11 protein-coding genes are annotated in these 22,277 nt (G+C 38.9%); 5 read left to right on the plus strand and 6 right to left on the minus strand.

The annotated features are described in order from the left end of the window. Window positions 1-8 precede the first annotated feature (8 nt). Window positions 9-125, plus strand: a complete 117-nt coding sequence (locus E1140_RS21975; RefSeq protein WP_343034273.1) for a YgaP family membrane protein — start codon at window positions 9-11, stop codon at window positions 123-125. 94 nt (window positions 126-219) lie between these two features. On the opposite strand, the gene E1140_RS20935 is transcribed toward E1140_RS21975, so the two are convergent. The 6 genes from E1140_RS20935 to E1140_RS20960 form a co-directional block, all read right to left on the minus strand. Next, window positions 220-1,956, minus strand: coding sequence for an ABC transporter ATP-binding protein (locus E1140_RS20935; protein WP_155188713.1), 1,737 nt, complete (start codon window positions 1,954-1,956; stop codon window positions 220-222). A 74-nt stretch (window positions 1,957-2,030) separates the two neighbouring features. After that, window positions 2,031-4,424 (minus strand): ABC transporter permease, encoded by a 2,394-nt coding sequence (locus tag E1140_RS20940; RefSeq protein ID WP_155188715.1) that lies wholly within the window; start codon window positions 4,422-4,424, stop codon window positions 2,031-2,033. Between the two features lie 12 nt (window positions 4,425-4,436). After that, window positions 4,437-6,824, minus strand: a complete 2,388-nt coding sequence (locus E1140_RS20945; RefSeq protein WP_155188717.1) for an ABC transporter permease — start codon at window positions 6,822-6,824, stop codon at window positions 4,437-4,439. Window position 6,825: 1 nt separating this feature from the next. Beyond that, window positions 6,826-9,189: an ABC transporter permease gene (locus E1140_RS20950; RefSeq protein WP_155188719.1), complete on the minus strand. Its 2,364-nt coding sequence runs from the start codon at window positions 9,187-9,189 to the stop codon at window positions 6,826-6,828. 21 nt (window positions 9,190-9,210) lie between these two features. Next, window positions 9,211-11,634: an ABC transporter permease gene (locus E1140_RS20955; protein ID WP_155188721.1), complete on the minus strand. Its 2,424-nt coding sequence runs from the start codon at window positions 11,632-11,634 to the stop codon at window positions 9,211-9,213. Window positions 11,635-11,645: 11 nt separating this feature from the next. Further along, the gene (locus tag E1140_RS20960) at window positions 11,646-14,021 is read right to left on the minus strand and encodes an ABC transporter permease (RefSeq protein ID WP_155188723.1); all 2,376 of its coding nucleotides are present in this window, start codon (window positions 14,019-14,021) and stop codon (window positions 11,646-11,648) included. A 294-nt stretch (window positions 14,022-14,315) separates the two neighbouring features. Here E1140_RS20960 and E1140_RS20965 point away from each other — a divergent pair, with 294 nt between their 5' ends. The 4 genes from E1140_RS20965 to E1140_RS20980 all read left to right on the plus strand — a co-directional run bounded on the left by E1140_RS20965 (window position 14,316) and on the right by E1140_RS20980 (window position 21,672). Continuing rightward, window positions 14,316-14,723 (plus strand): hypothetical protein, encoded by a 408-nt coding sequence (locus tag E1140_RS20965; protein ID WP_155188725.1) that lies wholly within the window; start codon window positions 14,316-14,318, stop codon window positions 14,721-14,723. Window positions 14,724-14,727: 4 nt separating this feature from the next. Then, a complete protein-coding gene (locus E1140_RS20970; RefSeq protein WP_155188727.1) occupies window positions 14,728-18,834 on the plus strand; it encodes a T9SS type A sorting domain-containing protein in 4,107 nt (1,368 codons plus the stop codon). A gap of 129 nt (window positions 18,835-18,963) precedes the next feature. Beyond that, the gene (locus E1140_RS20975) at window positions 18,964-20,331 is read left to right on the plus strand and encodes a sigma-54-dependent transcriptional regulator (RefSeq protein ID WP_155188729.1); all 1,368 of its coding nucleotides are present in this window, start codon (window positions 18,964-18,966) and stop codon (window positions 20,329-20,331) included. A gap of 3 nt (window positions 20,332-20,334) precedes the next feature. Next, window positions 20,335-21,672: a sensor histidine kinase gene (locus E1140_RS20980; RefSeq protein WP_155188732.1), complete on the plus strand. Its 1,338-nt coding sequence runs from the start codon at window positions 20,335-20,337 to the stop codon at window positions 21,670-21,672. The last annotated feature ends 605 nt before the right edge of the window (window positions 21,673-22,277 follow it).

The following is a 22,277-nucleotide window of genomic DNA, read 5'->3' on the forward strand; positions in this document are numbered from 1 at the left end:
CCATCTATGTGAACCAAAACTGGTTATGGTTCACGGCATTTGTTGGTGCCAATTTGCTCCAGTCGTCTTTCACCAAGTGGTGCCTGATGTCAGACATTTTGGCGAAGCTTGGGGTGAAGAATTAAATAATTACTACGTCATTCCTGACTTGTTCAGGAATCTCAACTCCATAACTTTCGGAAAGAGATTCCCGCCTTCGCGGGAATGACGTTCCCTTTTTTAAATCCTCGCCTGATACTGATGCAAGTTATGATAGCGCCCTTCTTTAGCTATCAGCTCATCATGCTGACCACGCTCAACGATCTGACCATTTTCCACCACCAAAATCTGATCTGCCTGACGAATAGTGCTTAATCTGTGAGCAATTACAAAAGTAGTTCTGCCTTCCATAAGCTTTTTTAAACTTTGCTGAATGTAAGCTTCACTTTCCATATCCAGGTTAGAGGTAGCTTCATCCAAAATCAAAATTCTTGGATCTGCTAAAATAGCTCTGGCTATTGCAATTCGTTGCTGCTGACCTCCAGAAAGTTTTACACCACGCTCTCCAATTAAAGTATCCAACCCTTCTTCAAATCGATCTGTAAATTCATCCACATGCGCTGCTTTTACCGCTTCCATTAATTTCTCTTCACTTGCATCTGGTCTTGGGAAAAGAATGTTTTCTCTGATGGTACCTTCAAAAAGAAAATCGTTCTGCAACACCACACCTAATTGACTTCTAAAACTTTCTAATGTGATGGTTGACATGTCCAATCCATCAACAGTAATGTTTCCTTTGGTAGGGTTGAGGAAGGAAGCCGCCATTCCGGCAATAGTGCTCTTACCTGAACCTGAAGTACCCACCAAAGCGGTGACTGTACCGTGTGGAGCGCTAAAGCTGATATCTTTGATTACCTCTTTATTTTCCTCATAAGCGAATGACACATCTTTGAATTCAATATCGCCCTTTATTTGACCAATTGCGTTTACCCGCACAGTTGGATCATCTTCTAATGGAGTGTTTAAAATTTCTTCTGTACGGTCTAGCCCTGCAAAAGCTTCAGTCAACTGACTTCCGATATTACTCATCTGCACAATTGGGGCAATCATAAAACCGAGATATAAGGTAAATGCAAGGAAATCTCCGAAAGTCATATCACCATTCATGATCATATAACCACCGATACCCATTATACCCGTAGAAGCCAGACCCAATAAAAAAGTAGCTGAGCTCGTAAGCAAGCTTGTAGAAGTCAAACTCTTCTTAATGTTGAGAAACAGCTTGGTTACGCCATCCTCAAATGTTTTGATCTCCTGCTTTTCGGCATTGAACCCTTTAATTACTCTTACACCACCTAATGTTTCTGTCAATCGGCCTGTTACCTGAGCATTAATTACTCCTCTTTCTCTGAATATTGGTCTGATTTTACCGAATGCCTTCAATGATATGAATCCAAAAATGGCCACTGGAACCAATACGTATACCGTCATCATCGGACTGATGTTGATCAATAAAAACAAACAGATAATGGAAGTCAAAATCCCTCCAAAAAGCTGGGCTAAACCTGTCCCTACTATATTTCTCACACCCTCAACATCTGTCATAATCCGGGATACGAGCTCTCCGGTTTTTGTATTATCAAAAAACCTGACCGGTAATTTTATAATGTGAGCCTGAACCTGGACTCTCAATTTTGAAATCAGGTTTTGAGCTTCTACACTTAGTATTTGAGTTAATGCAAAGGAGGTAATGGCCTGAACTAAAATGGCTCCTGCCACAGCAAGAAGCAGCAATTTTAGCGTTTCCATGTTATTGTTTGGAATAACATCATCCATCAAATACTTGGAGGCGCCCGGAAGCACCAAGCCTGCCAAACGGCTGATTACAATTAATACAAGGCCAACAAGAAGCTGATTTCTTCTGGGCCAAACAATGGTCTTAAATACGTGACCAATAGTAACTTTCGTCTTTGCCATAATAGTTGAAAGTTACATCAACGCTTTTTTTGGTTATTAGTTCATTCAAAGAAATTTTAAAGAGGAGTAAAATTTTACTCCTCTTTAAGAATGTTAGCAGGGTTAGTTAGGGCGGGCTTAAAAGCTCTTACTAAAACTATTACAAAGGCAAATGCCAACACAATGACTAATGCATAAATAAAATACCAGACTTCCATTGTTGTGCGGTATGAGAAAGTAGCAAGCCACTCGTTCATAGAAAGTGCTGCTAAAGGAATTGCAAAAACTGCCGCGATAAGGATAAGTTTTAAATACCTTTTAGAAACCAACTGAATAATTTGTGTTGATGAGCTGCCCAATACTTTTCTGATACCAATTTCTTTGGTTCTTTTCTGAATATTAAAGCCAATTAATCCAAAGAGACCCAGAAATGAAATGAGTAAGGATAAGATGGCAAAAACATTAAAGATTTGACCAAATCTCAGGTCATTTTCATAATTGTAAAAGAGCGCATCATCCTGAAATCTATAATCAAAAAGCTCTTCTGGAAAATGCTTTTGCCATGCATGTTCAACTTCTTTTAGTAGCTGCTGGGAGTTGTTGCCTTTTATCGTTATTCTGGAAAAATAACTGTGAGGTAAAGTCAAACAGAGCGGCTCAATTTCATGGTGTAATGAGTTATAATGAAAGTTTTTTGTTACTCCAATGATATTTCCGGTATTACCACCCAATGTCAATTCCTTGCCAATGGCCTCTTGAACATCCCAATTAAAGGCTTTGGCCGTGCTTTCATTGATGATGTAGCTTTGCGTGTAGTCAGTAGGATGATCTAAAGAGAAATTACGTCCACTCAATAGCTGAATGCCATAAGTGTTAAAATAATCATAATCTATTCTCAGACGATAGAGTTTCTCGAACTGCTTTTCTCCTTTTTCATTAATTATTCGCCCATTAACATTGCCAAGGCCCCCAACTATCATTGAGTTTGAGCGAGCAACAGACTGAATTTCAGGGGTGGTTATCAAGGTGTTTTTAAAAGCATCAAAATTACTTATTACCTCTTCACTTCCGTTTACAGCAAGAACTAGCAGATTATTTTTATCATAGCCCAGATCTTTCGATTGGACAAAATTTAGCTGCTGCTGAACCACAATAAGTGAAATGATGATGAATAATGTTACCGAAAATTGAAATACAACCAGTCCAGATCTCAATGCAGAGGTGTTGCTTTTATTCACTTTTCCTTTTAAAGAGCTTACAGTATTTACATTAGCCAAAATTTTGGCCGGAAAATAGCCGGCAATCAAAACAAGCGGAATACAGATGGAAAATAACTGTAAGAGTATTGTAGTGAGGTCAAATTTGATGTCGGTTTTACCTGTAATTGAATAGAAAACAGGCTTAACAATTTCTATCATTAGGCCACAAAGCAATATTGATATTAACACTAGTATTATGGTCTCGGCAAAGTGTTGTTTTACAAGCTGAGATTTGTGCGCTCCGAGTACTTTTCTAACACCAACTTCTCTCACCCGATCGAGAGAAAATGCGGTTGATAGGTTGATGTAATTAACACAGGCGAGGGTTAAAATAAGCATTCCAATAGCTCCAAAAACCCATACCAGCTCTATATTTCCATTGGCTCTAAATTCATATTGAATGTCAGAGTGCAGGTGTATATCTGTTATTGGTTGCAGATAAAAGCGGTAAGAAAGATCATACTCTTCCATTTCTTCGCCCATATTCAACTGGATTAAATCTGGCAGTTGGGCTTCGATATCTTTAGGGTTAGTCCCATCCTTTAATTTGACATAGGTATGGTAGCTGTTGTTCATCCATCGGGTCATGGCTTCAGGGTTCACACTTTCTATGGTGCTGATGGAGCCTAGCATGTTGAAAGTAAAATGAGAATTGTGCGGAGGATCAGCAATTACACCTGTTACGGTATAATCAACACCCTTGCCATTCGGGTCATATTGATGTATTTTTAATGTCTTGCCTAACGGATCTTCACCAGCAAAATATTTATCGGCTATAGTTTCTGTCAGTACTATTTGATAGGGATTAGACAGCGCATTTTTTTCATTTCCTTTAAGCAAGTGATAGTCAAATACATTAAAAAATTCCGGGTCTGTCAGGATGATGTAGTCTTCTATATATTTAACCTCACCTCGAGAAACAAGGGCATTATTTTTATCAAGCCTGGCCTGCGCTACAATATTGGCATAGGTGTCTCGCATGCTTGGCCCCAAGGGTAGGCTAGTGACCGACTGATGCCACTTGTCATCTCCAGTGCCTGCCTCAGCGGCTACTCTGTAGATATTTTGGCTGTTTCTGATGTGCCTGTCATAAGACAGCTCATTCTGAACCCAGTTAAAGATAAAGACAACACATAATAGGCCTGAGGAAAGACCCACTACATTAATGAGTGCAAAAACTGATTTTCTGCGTAAGGTTCGTATAGCTATTTTAATATAATTTTTGAGCATGTTGTTATTGGATTATTCTTCTTTTAAAGCATCAATTGGATTAGAAATAGCAGCGCTTAATGACTGATACAATATTGTAAGCAGTGCTATAATTAACGTTGCCACTCCGGCAATGATGAAATAAAAAGGATTGAGGGAAATACTGTAGGCAAAATTTGAGAGCCATTCATCAGCAAATAGCCAGGCCAATGGCCACGCTATAAGGTTAGCTGCCAATACTAGCTTGGTAAACTGGCTGCTAAGCTGCAATGAGATATTATAGACCGAAGCCCCTAACACTTTACGAATACTAATCTCCTTAGATCTTTGATTAGCTGTAAATGCTGCCAGACCTAAAATGCCCAGGCAGCTTATTCCAATGCTGGTGAGGCTAAACAATATGAATATGTTCTTTTGAGTAACTTCTTCATTGTACATGGCTTCTATTTTCGCATCCAAAAACTGATATTCAAAAGGGTATACATTTACAATTCTCTTGTATTCAACTTCAATATCAGCTAGCTGTTGTTGCACATTTGTACTTGATAATTTAATGGCAATTTTCCATGCTCGTCTGCTAGGAGATAATACCAAAGCCTCCATTTTGTCCTTGAGTGAGGAAAAATTATAATCCTTTACCACCCCAATAATTTCTCTGAAAGCTGAGTCTGCAAATTGATTTTTTAAGCGCTTGCCTAATGCATCTTCTGGAGTGGCGAAACCGAAGCTTTTAGAAGCAGTTTCATTTATTACTATGGCATTTTCTAAGTCGGGTTGGTTGTCCTTTCTAAAAAAGCGGCCAGTACTCATTTCTAAGCCAAAGGTTTGAAAATATGAAGCATCACAAAATACAGTTCGCATGGCAAATCCATCTTCATTGCCTTCAAGATGCAGTGAATTCGTATCATGAAAACCTCCAGGTTCTCCAGTCATAGTACTTACGGTCTGTACACCATTAACTTGTTCCACTCTTTCTGTAAACAGGTCTAGATTGGATTGTAAATCCTGATTGTTATTATTGATGAGCACAACATATTCCTTGTCAAAACCAAGTGGTTTTGATGATAAAAAGCTCATTTGACCGGAAATTACCAGTGTGGCTATAAACAGAAGAATAGAGCATGTAAACTGAAAAATCACCAAACCTTTTCTCAGAAGGGCTGACATTGTTCCCGATGCCGCCACTTTGCCTTTAATAGTATTTAATGGGTTGAAGGAGGATAAAAGCAGAGCAGGATAAACCCCTGACAGAGTAACTAAAATTAGAACGGTTGATGACCCATAAATGATAGTTTGCTTGTTAAACCAGTTAATTTGAAGGTCAAGATTATACAGGCTGTTGAATTGTGGCAATAATATCTCCACCAGCATAAATCCCACTATTACGGAAAAACCGCAGATGGCGAATGCTTCTAACATATATTGAGTTAGAAGCTGTTTTTTATTTGACCCGAGAATTTTTCTAACACCAACTTCCTTGCTTCTTAACGATGAAACGGCTGTGGTAAGGTTTACAAAATTGATGCAGGCTATGACGATAAGAAATATTCCGACCCAAAGGAATATGTAAACCGTGTCAATATTTCCATGAACATAATTGTCGTATTGCACATCACTATCAAAATACATATCACGTATTTTCTGGAGCTCAAGCCCCATTTTTCTGCCTGTTTTTATGAAATCTTCACCAAAGTATTTCTCCATAAACCCTGGGAAAAGAGCTTCCAACTTTGTTTGAGAAGATGCTTCACTAACTTTCACATAGGTGACGAGGTTATTACTCCACCACTGCTTGAAAAAATTGAAATTTCTAATGACATCAATTCTACTGATCATATTAAAATCCAAATGCGATTTAACCACAGGCACTTTAATAACCCCAGTAACTATGAACTCGAAATCTCTGTCTAACCGAATCGTTTTATTAATAGGATTTTTATCGCCATATAACCTTTTTGAAGTGGCCTCAGTCAGGATAACTGACTGTGGGTTTGTGAAAGACGTACTTGCATCACCATAAACAAACTCATAATTAAAAAACTCGAAGAAGTTTGAGTCGGCCAAATAGAAAAAGTCTTCATTATAATGTGTTTCATCATTTACAGAAACCAGGCCATCGGTGGGCATTACCCTTAGTGTGGATTCAACTTCATTAGGAAAATCATTAACCAGCGCTTCTGCAAAAGGACCTGAAGTTACTCCTACTCTATAATCCTGACCATCCCTTACCGAATTACGCAACAATCTATAAATGTGCTCTGATTTGGCGAGACCTTTATCTGTGGAAAATTCAGTATTGACATAGAGAGCTATGAGTGTGCTTATGAGCACTCCTAAAGTGAGCCCCAGCACATTCAGCATCAAAAAGAAAGGCCTCTTTTTGAGATTTCTATAGGTTGCTATTACATAATACTTGAGCATATTATTCTTCTTTCAATGAATCTACCGGGTTGGTTACTCCGGCTTTCAATGCGTGATAGGAGACAGTTATAAATGCGATTACAATAGCACTTAAAATGGCCAAAATATAAACCTCAGCCCCAATGCTAATTCTATAAGCAAAGTCATGAAGCCAGTCGCTCATTCCATACCATGAGATTACCACAGCAGGTATAGCAGAAGCTAAAACGACATATAGATATTGCTTTGAGAAGGAGGTAATGATGCTACTGATAGAAGCTCCCAGTACTTTTCTGATGGCTATTTCTTTAGTTTTCAACATTACACTGAAAGAAGCAAGAGCATAAAGTCCGAGGCATGAAATTACAATGGCCAAAATCATGGCATAAGTGAGCACATTGGCGATATTCTCTTCTGTCTCATAAAGGTCTCTGAATCGCTCTGCCGGGAAATAGTATTCATAGTTCAAACCGAAATCCATTTTCTCCCAGGTGCTGGCAATTGAAGCAAGCGTACTTTCTCTTGATTTGGGATTTAGTTTTATAGAGATAAATCGATAAGATCTAGCGCTATCTCCACCATAGTAATGCACTAATGGTTGCACAGGATCACGTAATGACTGCACATTAAAATCTTCTACCAGTCCAACAATATCAAGCTCTTCTCTGGACCTGGGAAATAATAATTTTTTGCCCTCAATAGATGACCAGCCAATTTGTTCCATAGCCGTTCTGTTAAGAATTACCCCATGCTCAAAGTCATTGGCTGACCCTTGAATGTACGAGCGACCTTGAAGCACATCTACACCATAAGTATTAAAGAAATCATGATCAACAACGGCTACTTGCCAGTCCAGAGGAGGCATGTCTTCTTTACCTTTTGGCAGAAATAAGGTAAATGATCTTCTATAGTTTCCTGGCACTGAGCTGGAACCCGTAACGGCCTCAACTCCAGGTAGCTTTTTAAGCTCATTTCTAAATGACACAACTCTTGGAAGTGCAGCTTGAGGGTCTTCAAAATCCCTTAAAGATAATGGGACTACCATCACATTGTCCTGATCAAAATTTAAGTCATGGGATTTCATAAAATCTATTTGCTGCATGATAATGCCCAAACTTCCCATCAAGGCAATTGCCAAAATAAACTGAATGCTCACCAATAGGTTACGCACCGTCATTTTACCGGAAACCTTGTCTCCCTTGAAGATCGAAACGGACTTCATTCTGGAGACAAAAAGTGCAGGGTAGCTACCAGAGATAAAACCGATGGCTAGTGCCAGAAGTAGCATTATTGACAGGTTAATAGGTGAGTAAACAATGTCCAGCTGGATACCAATCAGGTCGTTGAATTTAGGTAAAAGAAGCTCTGCTAACAGTCCGCCAAGAAGCAAGGCTAGGAGACTCATAATCATCGATTCGCCAATAAATTGACTAATGAGGCCTCCTTTTTTAGCACCTAAAACTTTTCTTACGCCTACTTCTTTGGTTCTTAATAAACTCTGAGAAGTAGAAAGGTTAGCAAAGTTGATGATGGCAATGAATAAGATGCCAAAGGCAACAATTAGCATGATATAGGCATATTGCTTTTGGCCAGTCATTTTATCAAAATAGTCTTTGATTGGTAAGATTAGAAAATCGCCCCTTTCTTGTTCTACTACATATTTATCCATGAGGATGTGCAACTGATCGGCAAGTTGTTTGTCATCTGCACCAGCTTTTAACTTGATAAAGGAGTTACAGAAAGACCCACCCCATAAATTCTCGCCAACCCAGTTATGAACCACCCTGTCATTCATAGGAACAATACATTCAAAAGTGAAAGATGAGTTAGAAGGGATTTTTCCCAGAACTCCAGTCACCACACGCTCGTTGTTAAAACCAAAAGTTAGTGTTTTGCCTATAGGGTCTTCATCACCAAAGAATTTGTTGGCTACTTCTTCAGAGATTATTACCGCATCGATCTCGTTTAAGGCAGTTAATGGATCACCTTTGATCATTGGGAAGGAGAACACATCAAAGAAGTTAGAGTCCGCATAAGTGAGGGATTGTTCAAAACCCTTATCCCCTCTTTGGATCATGGTGTTACCAATGTTCACACTTCTTGTTCCTTCGGCAATTGTAGGAAATTCTTCTTTAGCCACATCTACCAAAGGATACCAGGTGTCAAAGACATCTAACCTGCCATCTTCGGTTGGCCTGTCTCTGTACATGAAATATATCTGGTCAGAATCGGCATGAAACTGATCATAGGATAAGATGCTTTGAGCATAAATCAGTATCAGTATGGTTACGGCAATACTACCGGCCAGACCTGCAATATTGATAATGGAGTAGGACTTGTGTTTGAGTAAGTTCCTAATAGCGACTTTGATGAGGTTTTTAAACATGAGATTTTGAGTTTTAGGTTTTTAATCTTTCAGCACATCTACAGGATTTCCTTTTGTTGTTCTAAATGTCAGATGTCCTATGGTTATCAGCGCTACGACAATTAGTGCCGTAGCAGCGAGGGCAAAATCAAACCAGTTAATATTTATGTGATATCTGAAATTTTCCAGCCAGCGGGTCATCACCCACCATGCTGTGGGTATTGCTACCACAATGGCAATGAATATCAGCCTGCTAAAATCGTGAAGTAGTAGTTTTAACAATGCCTTAGTGGAGGCACCTAATATTTTTCTAATGCCTACCTCTTTCTTGCGTTGTGAGTAGCTTAATGAGGCCATTCCGAAAAGGCCAAAGCAGGCAATAAATATGGCGATGGCCGAGAACCCTGAAAATACTGTAGCCGTTTTGTTTTCGCTGCTGTAAAGCTGACTCAGGTCTTGAGATAGTACGGTATACTCAAAGCCAAAACGATCTTCAAACTGCTGCCAAACTTCCTCGATAGAGGCTACTGTTTCTCTAATATCACCAACCTTGGTTTTAATAATGAAGCTATTGTAACCAGGAAAGCGATTAAAAATTAATGGCCGTACGGGCTGATGTAATGAGTTGAAATGGAAATCTTTCACAATCCCGATGAGTGTTCCTCTTAATGGCTCGGCACCATTATTATCCCAATGCCATACTATTTCAGAACCAATACCATTGGTTAGATTCAACTGTTTGGCTGCAGTCTCATTAATGATAAAAACAGAAGTGTCCTTTTTGTAGTCCTTGTTGAAATTTTGGCCTTCAAGGAATTCTATGCCCAATGTTTTGAAGAAGTCATGTTCTACCAGCACCTCTGAGGCATTGATAAGCATGTTAGGATCATTCGCCAGAGAAACAGCATTCTGGTTGAACTGCTGACCAGGAATATTGGAGCTACCAGATACACTTTCAACATTTGGAATCCGAAGCATTTCGGCTTTCATTTCCTGAAATTTTGAATACAGAGCGTAGTTCTTAAGTGGAACTACAATCACCTTTTCACTATCAAAGCCAAGGTCTTTGCTATTTACAAACTGTAGCTGGTGATAGATAACGATACTCCCAACGATTAATATCATTGAAATCGCAAACTGAAAAACCATCAATGACTTCCTTAATAAACTTCCTTTTGGGTTAATCTTTTCAATACCTTTAAGACTAACAGCGGCATTTAAATTGGAAAGAAATAGTGAAGGATATAGACCCGCAATTAGTCCTGAAATCAGGGTGCTTCCTACCAAAATTACCAGCAGTATGGGTTGATTGATATAAGAAATAACTAAGGATTTGCCTGTGATTGAATTGAAGATCGGTAATCCAACTTCTGCAATAAGACCAGCAAAAATCATTGCTAGAATGGCAATCAGAAACGACTCCCCAAGAAACTGAAAAGTGAGTTGCTTTTTAAAAGCCCCTAAAGATTTTCTAATGCCTATCTCTTTGGAACGCATAACAGAAAGTGAAGTGGCCAGGTTCATAAAATTGATGCAGGCGATTACAAGAATAAGAATAGCGGCAGCCAGCATAATGTAGATGTACTCTATATTACTATTTGACTCCAACTCCCATCTAATGTTAGATTTTAGATGAATATCTGTGATACGCTGCAATTCGAAATGATCGCCAGCCTCTTTGGCATTTTTCCACTCTTCTGGAGATACATCAACATATTTCTCAGCCCAGCTCATCAATTGGCTTTGCAATAGATCAGGGTTACTGCTATGCTTTAATCTGATATAATTGAAATGACCAAAATCTGCCCAGGCAAAAAACTGATCCCCGGGCTCACGCATAGACTTGTTGGCCACATAAGAAACAAGAATATCAAAATGGAAATGGGAGTTGACGGGTACATCTTCAAATACACCTTCTACCGTTACTTTGAGGTCATCAAAGTTTATTGACAACTCCTTGCCCATTGGATCTTCGTCTCCAAAGTACTTTTTGGCAATACTTTCTGAAATCACCACTCCTTGAGTGCTTCTAAGTACCTTGTCTTTATTACCTCTGATCAGATTAAATGAAAACACATCGAAAAACGTGCTATCTACACTCAGTAGTTCTGTTTCATCGTAAGTGATATCCTTTTCAAGGTTACGAACTGAGAAGCGTTGTTTGGTTAAACCAGGTCCCCAAAGAGGAGAGAGAGAGACTGCTGTTTCTACCTGAGGAAACTCGGCTACAAGGCCCTGAGCCATTGGGTGCGGGGTACGGGTTTGTGGGTCATCAGACCACCATGCAATACGGTAAATGTCATCAGCATCTTCATGAAACTGATCATAGCTTAATTCATCAATGATAAATAAGCTAATCAACAGCACGGACGCTAAACCAACGGCTAGGCCGGTGATATTGATGGCCGCATGCACCCTCGATTTGAGGATATTGCGAAAGGCGATTTTAAGATAATTTTTGAGCATTTATTTTGAGTCTAAGATTCTTTTAAAACATCAGCAGGCTTTGTTAATGCAGCTTTTAGCGTGCTATAACCAACTGTGAGAAGGGCTATAGATATGGCTGAGCCGCCAGCGATAATGAACGGCATAACACCCACCTCTATGTGATAGGCATAATTAGAGAGCCAGTACTTTCCGTAAAAGAAGGCAATAGGGGCAGCTATAATAAACGAGATAAAAACCAATGTTGTAAAACCTTTAGAAAACAGAATAAGAAGGCTGGCCTCTGAGGCTCCAAGCACTTTTCTGATACTGGTTTCTTTTGATTTTTGTTCAGCAACAAATGCTGAAAGTCCGAATAGGCCAAGGCATGAAATAATGATCGCTGCTACGGCAAATACACTGCTTAATTTACCAGCGGTATCAATGTCACTATACTTCTGCTGGTACAAGTCATCAACAAAGTTGTATTCAAATACATACTCATCTTCATACTTTGAGTAAACTGATTGAATAGCCTTAAGAGCATCTTTCTTAGATTGATCAGAGGCAATACTGATAAAAGCGTTCCATGTTTCCTGTGGGTTGCAAATGATCACTACGGGCTCTATTGACTGAGCTAAAGATTGATGGTGGTAATCTTTGATCAACCCAACTACTTTGCCTTCATGACCCCAGACCGTTAAATCCATCCCGATTGGATTTTCAACCATTATGGCTTTGGCCGCTGACTCATTGATAAGGAAAGTTTTTTGATCGTTGGAGTTATTTTTTTCAAACGCTTTGCCCTCGAGTATTTCAATTTCAAAGGTTTCTGTAAAGTCCTGATCCACCTGAATTACATTGAAAAAGATGTCCGTGTCCTCTGGTTTTCCCGGCCAAAAAACACCAGCGTTAGCATTATCAGTGCCGAATGGATCCTGCTCAGTAAAAGTTACTGACTCAACTCCTGGTATTTGTAGCAGTTCGCTTTTATAAGTGTCTTGCTTACCTCTAATTCCGTTAAGGGCATGCCTTACTATATTGCTTTTCCTTATACCAAGCTCTTTGTTTTGGATAAAATCCACTTGGTCAAAAACAAGCAGTGTAAAGACTATAAAGACTATAGATAATGTAAACTGAAAAATCACCAGGCCTTTGCGAAGTCCTTTCAATCCATCAGTGATAGAGCCATTACTTTTTAATGTTTTAGTAACATCAAAAGAGGAAAGGAAAAATGCAGGATAAATGCCCGCTAAAATGCCAATGATTAAAGTTGAACCAACCAGCAGCAAAATAAATCCAACCGAGCTAAAAGGTACCACTATGGCTTTTTGGGTAAGTAGGTTGAATGAGGGCATTAGCACCTCAACAAAGGCAATGGCGATAATAAAAGCGAAGGCTGAGATAATTAAAGATTCAGTTAAAAACTGAAATACGATCTGACCCTTTTTTGCTCCTGCAGTTTTTCTAAGGCTTACCTCTTTAGCTCTTTTATGAGCAATGGCTGTGGAAAGATTAATAAAATTGATGCACGCAATTAAGAGTACAACGAGGGCTATAAAGAACAATAATTTAACATATTTGATTCTTCCTGTAGGCACTCTTCCATTAGAAAAATCTGAGTGTAAGTATACCTCTTCAAATGGATAAATAAAGATTTCATCATTGGTTTCTTCGGGCAGATACTTTTGAAAGAGCGAGTTTAATTTGGCTTCAAAGTCTTTGGTATTTATACCGTCCTGCAGTTGAGCATAGGTGGTAAGGTTAAAATTTGAAAAGGCCCATCTATTGCTCTTCCCCCACCATGGACGAGACTCAGATTCAAATTTGTCATAAGGTAAAAGGTAGTCGAATGAAAGTGAAGAATAGCCCGGCAGGGACTCTAGAACACCAGTAACTATATACTGCTGCTTTTCCTTTTGTACAATGTCAATATACTTTCCTAATGCAGATTGTCCGGGGAAGTATTTTTCAGCTAATTCGGCTGATATAACTACGGAGTGAGTTTCTCTAAAGGTATTTTCAATGGCACCTTCCTTTAAAGGGAAGTTAAAAATCTTTAGAAATGATGAATCGACATAAAGGCCTGATTCTGAGAACTTAAAAGCATCTTTTGAAAAAACGACCTTTGATGGAAAGACTCTGGTAATATTTTCAACTTCTGGCAATTGATCAATGACAGGCTCAACCATGGCAGAAGGAAAGTAAGGCCTGATTAGTCTTTCACCATCGGGTCCCACTTCACCAAAGAGCTGATAGATGTTGACTCCATTGTTATGGAATTGGTCTTGTCTTAGCTCGTCCCATACCCATAATGATATAAAGGCAAAGCAGGCTATGCCGAAGGCAAGGCCTAAAATATTCACGGTAGTGAACACCTTGTTTTTGACAAGATTTCTTAGTGCTATTTTAAGGTAATTTCTGAGCATGGTTTAATCATTTGAAATTATGATAAGCGTAAACAGTGCCATATCATAAAATTAAGGTTTAATCACTTTAAAGTACGATTTGATCCTGTTCCAAATGCAGAACTGTTCCGAACTGAAACATCTTATTGTTTCAGTTCGGAACAGTCTACAACTAATATGCTGATCATCAGGCAGCAACATTTTCCAATTAATATGGTATAAAATATCAATTAGAGCAGTATTATATTTTGACTACCACAATTTCAATGTAACTTTCAAGCTATTTTATTACTGTAAACCAAACTATTAATCAAAATGGCAAAAGTCCTTGCTTTACTATCGCTATGCTTTTTTGTCGCATGTAATGCCTCTAAGGCTCCCCAGGATGTAGAAAACCATGAAAAAGTAGAGGAAGCAGCACTGAAAATGTTAGGGGGTGACGTTATTTATCAACCCAATGTAACCAAAACTTATATGTTATGTTCTACAAGTAAGGTAGAAGACAATGTAAGCAGAGTGGTATTCATAATTTATGACCTAAATAAGAACGAGGTTATATATGAATCAAAAGAACGAATAAGAAAGGTATCCTGGCAATCAGAAAACGAAGTGCGAGCTGATTTGATATCAGGTATCCCAGTTGTTGATAGTTCAAACAACTATTATGTGTACAATGTTGAAACTAAAAAAAGGGAGTCTGCTCCTGACCTAAACCAAGAATAATTAAATGAAAAAGTCCGCCTTCAAATTGATTATGGGTGCAGTATTTTCTGCTGTACTCATCATGATGTCATTATTACAATTTAATGACACACGAAAAGATAATTTCGTTGCCAAATCTAAAAGCAAAACACATAAAAAATCTATTGTTGTAAATGGAAGAACTTATGATGGGCCAGAAAAATATGCATATTATCAGGCTGCGATTAGAGCAGGACAAGAAGATTTGGATGCTCCTTTTAAGCACCCTCAGTATAAATTTGATTATAAGAATCAAGAATTATTAAAGGCCAAAAAAGGGAAAAGGTTTAGTTCTAGAACTGAATCTACACCTACCTTTAAAGAAAGGGGGCCAGTTAATGTGCCTGGAAGAACCCGGGCTATTATTGTTGACCCGGATGATAATTCAAGTCAAACATGGTTTGCAGCAGGTGTGAGTGGTGGAATTTGGAAAACAACGGATGGAGGAATATCATGGCTTGAAATAGCCCCTGAAATTGAAAATTTACAAGTGGTATCATTGGCCATGTCTGCTTCAAATAGTTCCGTAATGTATGCCGGTACGGGGGAATCATTTGGTGGTGGAGCGCCCTTTGGTCAAAATGGTAATGGGATTTACAAATCTGAAGATAAAGGTGTTACATGGAGTTTATTGGCTAGTACGGTCAATAATGATTTTGGTAATGTAAGTAGAATAATTGTTGACCCTACCAACGAGAATACTCTGCTGGCTAGCACAGCAGGAAAGAGAAGTTTGGGATTTGATTTTGGAGATGGTGCGATCATGCGCTCAACTGATGGTGGAGTTTCATGGAATAAGGTGTTTCAAAGTGCTGGAAGGCCTGTCCAGCAAGTCATTGCTGCACCATCCGACTTCAATATACAATACGCGTCCGTCTTGGCAGAAGGGGTTGTTAAATCTATTGATGCCGGATTAACATGGACAGAAGTAAGTACCGGGTTAAGCCTAAGTAATAGATTAGAGTTAGCCATATCTCATACTAACCCTAATAAAGTATATGGATCTGCTGTAGGAACTAGATCCGGGGCAGGTGCTGACTTGTATTTAACAGAAGATGGGGGAGCAATTTGGAATTTAGTCGAAGTAATCTTTGACGATGCACCGATAGACTTTTTAGTTCAGGGCTCCTATGACAATTGTATATTAGTAAATCCTTTTAATGATGATAATGTATATTTTGGAGGGGTAAGTTTGTTTAGCCTTACCAGAAACCCTTCTTTAGATGGAGAGACTACTACTTTTTATGGTTTGGAAGCCGATGAAGTAAAGGACTTTGTTAGTTTTTCAAATTTTTCAAATGTAAGTGATGCAGGTGGAAGGCTTGATGTAAAACCTGCAGAAGCAGAAGATAAGACTGTAGAAATCCGTTTTGGTCCAGGCATAAGTCAGATGGCACATCGCTTCACAATACCAACGGGACAAGGCTCTGGTGTAGAAGCTAATAACTACTCATTTCAAGATTATATTGAAGTTCCCTTTGAAGTCTGGAATGTTACGGATGATGTGCAGTTAATGGTCTCCTTTAGAGATCAACAAGAAGACGGTGAATTTAACTTAATTGTCGAAAATTTTGATGGTGATGGCACTACGCAAAGCCGAGAATATTTATTTGTTAATAATGTTCCTTACAGTGCCTCTACTCCTGATGAAAACATTGCTCTTAATGGAGGACATGAACACAAAGAGATGTATACCGTTTTTCCAACATTGACTGAAGGAGGCGTTTGGAATGCTGCTGCACTCCCGAGTTCAAAAGTGACTATTTCGCGATTTACATCCGCTATTCTGGGTGGGGACCTTACTGTAGTTACGGATGCGCGACAGACCTTCAACAGTAATAACCTCCATATTCAGGGAACTACAAATGGTGTGCACCCTGATAATCATGTTATGGTTCCTATTATTACCAATCAATCTGAAAGTGAGTTTAAAATATTATTAGGTACAGACGGGGGCATTTATGCTTCAGATCCTGGTACTGCACCAGGTGTTTCCAATGGCAGTTGGACTTGGTTAGGCTCCGGGTATAATACAAGTCAGTTTTATGGTGCTGACAAGATTTTAGGCAGAGAGCAATACATGGGCGGTACTCAAGATAATGGTACTTGGTTATCATCTGCCTCTGAAGATGCTTCAAGTACTTCCGTCTATAATTTTTTTATTGGAGGAGATGGTTTTGAAGTGGTCGCGCACTACACAGATCCATTAAAGTTTATTGGAGGTTCTCAGAACAATGGGTTTGTAGGAACTGATGATGGTGGAGAAAGTTTTTATAATGCCACAAATGGACTAAGTGAAGATGGGGGACCATTTGTTTCAAGGCTGTCCTCGTCATATCAAGACACAGACGTATTATTCACTGTAGAAGAAACAGGAGTATATAAAAGCATTGATTTTGGAAGAAATTGGAGGGAAATACCAATATCTGAAAAGTGGGGCTTCTGGAGTGGTTCTGATGTGGAGGTATCAAAAGCTGACCCAAGAATTGTCTGGGCTGGAGGCAGAATGACCGAAGAGGGCTCTTTATTTGTTTCTGTTGATGGAGGAGAGTCTTTTGAGCCAGTGCCCAATTTTGCCAACCTTGGGTTGTGTACCGGAATATACTCACACCCGACTAAGGATAGTACTGCTTTTGCAGTCTTTTCTGTTGCAAACTCTCCCAAGATTATTAGGACAAATGATCTTGGTCAAACTTGGACAGATATTTCTGGATATAGTGCAGGAAGTACAAGTAATGGCTTTCCTGATGTAGCAACTTTTGCCCTTCAGGCCATGCCTTATGACGAAAATACCTATTGGGCGGGAACAGAAATAGGCATATTCGAAACAACCGATGCAGGAGCTAACTGGTCTTTATTAGATGAATTTCCTTCGGTATCAATATGGGATTTTAAAATAAAAGATGGTCAAGTAATAATAGCAACTTTTGGACGTGGCATTTGGACAGCGGACATTCCAGAATTAGCGGACTTTAAAGCTCCTGAAGTGCCGCTGGCTCCAGTTATTGCTTCTATAGGAAAATCGCTTACTGAACTGGCAATTGAACTTACTATTGATTTAAGATCAGCTTATGACAGCACTCAGGTATTTGCTAACGATTTATATGCAGGCAGTATTGAAGAAAACGCTGCACCTGAGTCATTAGAAGCATCATTATCTGTAAGTGTCGCTGGTAATTATGAAATTCAGGCAATTAGCTACGTAAGTGGCGTTCCTTATTTCTCAAGTGTATCAGCCATTAATGTAACCGAAAATCTAGAACCAATTGTATCTTATTATTCTGACTTTGAGAATATCAACAATGATGTTGACTTTATTAAAGATGGTTTTACAATTAACATAGCATCAGGCAGTGGTGCCACAAGAGCACTAAATACTGATCACCCATATCCTACGGCTGAAAGCCTTGGGGTAAATGAGGTAAATCTTACCGCACAATTAGTAACCCCAATTATTGTAGCTGAAACTGATGCCTTTATAAGGTTTGATGAGATTGTTTTGGTAGAAGAAGGTGAAGCAGGAACAGTGTTTGGCGACCAGGAGTTTTGGGATTATGTTATCGTAGAGGGTTCAAAGGATGGTAATAACTGGGTGCCATTGCTTGATGGTTACGATTCAGATGCTGACGAGGCTTGGGATGGCACATCCAATACAGCAACAAAAAGTTTGTATAGACCTCGGGAAATAGATATCAAGAATACTTTTGAGTCAGGTGATATCATTCAGCTTAGGTTTAGATTGTTCTCAGATTTTGGTGCTAATGCCTGGGGCTGGGCAATTGACAATCTAAGGATTCAATTTGATGATGATGACATACCAACTGGCATATTAAAAGAAGTTGATAGCGATGTATTAATTTATCCTGTACCTGCTAATGAGCAGCTTACAATTGGGGTTAATAATACATTCAAAGGGTTGACTACTGTGCAGATCGTTGATCTAAATGGAAAAGTCAAATGGGCAAAGTCAGTAGAAATGAATAACCAGGCTACTGAATTCAGCATTGACGTAAGTGCCTTTGCTCAGGGCATTTATTTGGTGAAGATTAAAGACAGTTCGTCTTCTTTAGTCAGAAGAATATCCATTCAATAATTAAAGCAATAACTCTAACATAAAAGGCCTCAATTGAGGCCTTTTTCTTTTACAAATTTTAAATTCTATGTTTCATTATGAAACATAAAAATGTTCCGTATTGAAACATTTTAATAAATTGCCAACAATATGAATGATGCGCATATATTGGTAATCGATGATGATGTAGATGTGCTACATACAGCACGCATTGTCTTAAAACCACAATTTTCAAAAGTGGTGGTGGAGAGTAATCCACAGCAGATTAATTTTTTGCTCAGTAATCAGCAATTTGATGTGGTTTTACTGGATATGAATTTCACTACTGGGGCTACTAACGGACAAGACGGTCTTACCTGGCTACAAAAGATCCGTGAGATTAAACCAGACCAACAAGTGGTAATGATGACCGCCTATGGTGACATCAAGCTTGCGGTTGAAGCCATGAAGCGTGGGGCTGCGGATTTTATAGTTAAGCCATGGGAAAACGAGAAGTTTTTGGCAACCATACAATTGGCCTATGAGCATGGTAAATCCAAAGAAGAGATTAAAACTTTAAAGGCACAGCAGAGCTCCATTCACCAAATGCTGATAGCCAGTGATGATATTGTAGAGGGTGAATCTGAAGCCATGAAGCAAGTGCTAAAGCAAGTGCAGAAGGTTGCCGGTACTGATGCTAATGTTCTAATTCTTGGTGAGAATGGAACTGGAAAGGAAGAAATTGCTAAACTGTTGCATAAGAACTCACTCCGAAACAAAGGGCCATTTATTAAGGTTGATTTGGGCGCTATTACAGAAACGCTATTCGAATCGGAGCTATTTGGACATGTAAAAGGCGCTTTTACTGATGCTAAAGAAGACAGGCATGGTAGGTTTATTTTGTCAGATGGAGGCACCTTGTTTTTAGATGAAATTGGCAATCTATCATTAGCTATGCAGGCGAAACTTTTATCTGTATTGCAGAATAAGGAAGTAACTCCAGTGGGTGGATCCAAACCTACTAAAGTTAATAATAGGGTTATAGCGGCTACCAATAGTGATATCCAAAAAGGAATAGCCGAAAAGGCTTTTAGAGAGGATTTACTTTATAGATTAAATACAGTAACTATAGTATTGCCTCCCTTACGGGAACGTGTAGAAGACATACCAGCGCTAGCTAATCACTTTCTTAAGTCTTTTAACAACAAGTATGGTAAATATGCATCCTTTGGTGCAGGAGTCATTGATGAGCTGAAAGGATATAGTTGGCCTGGCAATATTCGTGAGTTGATGCACGCCATAGAGCGAGCGGTGATCATGTCAGATGCAGATTCCCTCACTATGAATGATTTTCTTATCAACCAAAATAATTTGGCCAACCCTTTGGTAGACACTGTGAACCTTGATGACATCGAAAAGAACACGATAGAAAGGGCCATCAAAAAGTATGAAGGCAATATTAGCAAGGCAGCCAAAGAGTTGGGTTTAGGACGTACCACCATTTATAGGAAGATGGATAAATATGGCATCAAATATTAAGGCATGAGTTTTAAATTCCATGTCATATTCCGCTGCTTACTTATCCTTCTGGCATCGTTGGTACTTTCCTGGGTGCTGCTCAATCGTGATTGGTTTTTCACGCCTTTAGTATTAGTCCTGATCTTATCGGGGCTTGTGGCGAACCTCATATATTATGTAGAAAAGACCAGTCGTAATCTTGCTCAGTTCCTGTTGAACGTCAAACAAGGAGGATTCACACACTCTTTCAAAAACGATCAGGAAGGACATAATAAGCTTAACAAGGTTTTTAATGATGTTATAGAAGAGTTTCATCGTGTATCTATGGAGCGTGAGTCGCACTATTTATACCTGCAAACACTCAACGAAAACCTGGGTGTTGCGCTTATTAGTTATGACGAGGAAGGTAAGATCGATTTACTAAACCCTGCCGCTAAAAATTTATTAAAACGCCCTATCCTCAGACACATTGATGAGTTGAAAGAAATTGATGATGGTCTTTTAAGCATGGTAAAATCACTGCAATCCGGTGATCGTAAGGTGTTAAAAACCATTATTGATAATCAGTTGATCCAGCTATCTATTCAGTGCAAACTTTTTAAGGTGCAGGATAAAACCTTTACGCTATTATTGATCCAAAATATTAACGAAGAGCTTGAGCAAAAGGAAGTGGAGGCCTGGCAAAGGCTGGTTAGTGTTCTGACACATGAGATTATGAACTCAGTAACCCCTATTGCTTCTTTAAGTGATGCCTTCAATAACCTATTGGAAAGAAAGAAGTCATTCAACAACTTTAGTGAGGAAGAAACACAGGATTTATCAGAAAGCCTAAAAACAATAGAGAGACGAAGCAAGGGCCTGATGAAATTTGTGAATGCCTATAAAGATTTTGCGAAAAACCCTGATTTAAACATTACCCAATTTGAATTGAATGAGCTCTTGCAGCGCATCATAAAATTATTTCAGCCTGATCTGGAGAGTGCTCAAATTGAAATTAAATATCAGTATGCCAAAGAGGGCTCAACTATAGCGGCAGATTATGACTTGATGGAGCATGTAATTATCAATCTGATAAAAAATGCCATTGAGGCATTACGGGGAAAGGAAAATGCAGTGCTGGGCATTCAGCTTGCGAAAAGTAATCGTCAGATTTCATTAAAAATAATTGATAATGGCCCCGGTATAGCGGCTGAAGACATGGATAAAGTGTTTATCCCCTTCTATACCACCAAAAAGGCGGGGTCAGGTGTTGGTCTCAGCTTAGCAAGAAAAATAATAAAGCTGCATGACGGCAACCTTTTGGTTAAATCAATTCCTAATCAATACACCTGTTTTACCATTGAATTAGAGGCTCTGAAATAAAGTGTGGATAACCCCGTGATTATCAGTAAATAATGGTTGATAAACACCTGCTTTTAAGGCCAATTTTTTGTTCAAAACTTGTGGGAAACAACAACCTTAAAAAGTTTGCGATTGCAAAAATAATGATGACCTTAGATTCACCAAGTGAGAGATACTCTCGGCAAACACAAAAGAGTGTTAGGTCAGTAAAGTTAGTTTCGTGATGTAATTGTACAAGGGTTTCGGACTTCGGTTTAGAAATTGAGATGACTAAAGTCGCAGGGTCAATTCATTATAGAATAGTTCTTCTAAATAACTGTTAATACAGCTTGCTGAATTAATAAGATTTAAGAGAATTTGATGTTAAGGGTGAAAGGTCAGCTGCCTCGGTAGACTGTCTGAGATGACTAATAGTTGCAAAAAGCTTTAATATCAAGTATCACCTAAGGGAGTGGTATTATTTGAGAGAGTAGCATGAAAGCCAGACGTAGAATGAGCACCTCGGTGCAATATCGCTACAAAAGCCAGATAACTGTAGCTTGGTCACAATAGCAGCTACGGTTGCTAAAAGTGAAATGGAGATTTTTCGTTAAGAGAAATCTCCATTTTTGTTTTATGACCATCTA

The organism is Fulvivirga lutimaris, from assembly GCF_009711525.1.
GTDB lineage: Bacteria > Bacteroidota > Bacteroidia > Cytophagales > Cyclobacteriaceae > Fulvivirga > Fulvivirga lutimaris.